General features: G+C 54.1%; 2 protein-coding genes. One reads left to right on the top strand and one right to left on the bottom strand.

All coding sequences use genetic code 11. From position 1 onward, the window contains the following. On the top strand, positions 1-544 hold a 544-nt coding region (murJ, locus tag ACTHUM_RS15120; RefSeq protein WP_440403304.1), incomplete at its 5' end, for a murein biosynthesis integral membrane protein MurJ. Positions 545-635: 91 nt separating this feature from the next. Here murJ and ACTHUM_RS15115 read toward each other — a convergent pair. Beyond that, positions 636-1,041: phosphomethylpyrimidine synthase ThiC (locus tag ACTHUM_RS15115; protein WP_440403303.1), on the bottom strand; the 406-nt coding region annotated here is incomplete at its 5' end.

The raw sequence follows: 1,041 nt of genomic DNA, 5'->3' as shown, positions 1-1,041 counted from the left end.
GGTTACGACCCTGTTCATGTACCGTGAATTTACGCTGCACGACGCGCAAATGACCCAACACGCGCTGATTGCCTATTCCTTCGGCTTGATCGGGCTGATTATGATTAAAGTATTGGCACCCGGCTTCTACGCGCGCCAAAACATCAAAACCCCCGTTAAGGTCGCTATTTTCACGCTGATTTGCACGCAGCTAATGAACCTTGCCTTCATTTCGCCGCTCAAGCACGTCGGCCTGTCCCTCGCTATCGGTTTGGGCGCGTGTCTGAATGCAGGTTTGCTGTTTTTCCTTTTGCGCAAACACGGCATCTACCGCCCTGGTAAAGGTTGGGCAGCGTTTTTGGTTAAAATGGTCATCTCTTTGGTTGTCATGGGCAGCGGTTTGTGGCTGGCGCAATATTATCTGCCGTTTGAATGGGTGCACGTCGGCGGCTTTAAAAAAGCAGGCCAACTCTGCGTCCTGATTGCCTTGGGCGGCGGCCTCTACTTCGTTTCCCTCGCCGCGCTCGGTTTTCGTCCGCACCATTTCCGCAGGGTGGAAAAATAAGCAGCCGTAGTGCGTATTGCTTTGGCTTAAAGGCTATTCGCTAAAAAGGCCGTCTGAAATATTTTCAGACGGCCTTTTCTTGCGTTACGTTTTAACTGTAAAGCTTCGCTCCTTTTTTGACGAACTCAATCGCTTTTTCTTCCATGCCTTGCTGTTGGGCTTTTTGCTTGTCGGCGTAGTCGCGCACTTCCTGCGTGATTTTCATCGAGCAGAATTTTGGGCCGCACATCGAGCAGAAGTGGGCGATTTTCGCGCCTTCTGCAGGCAGGGTTTCGTCGTGGAAGCTTTCGGCGCGTTCGGGGTCGAGGCTGAGGCGGAATTGGTCGCGCCAGCGGAACTCGAAACGCGCCTTGCTCAGAGCGTTGTCGCGCAACTGTGCGCCTGGCCAGCCTTTGGCGAGGTCGGCGGCATGGGCGGCGAGTTTGTAGGTGATGATGCCGGTGCGCACGTCTTCTTTGTCGGGCAGGCCGAGATGCTCTTTCGGGGTAACGTAGTAG

It is taken from the genome of Neisseria sp. P0021.S006, from assembly GCF_051956895.1.
The sequence above is the reverse complement of the archived record's forward strand: the minus strand, read 5'-3'. Positions and strand labels throughout refer to the sequence as shown.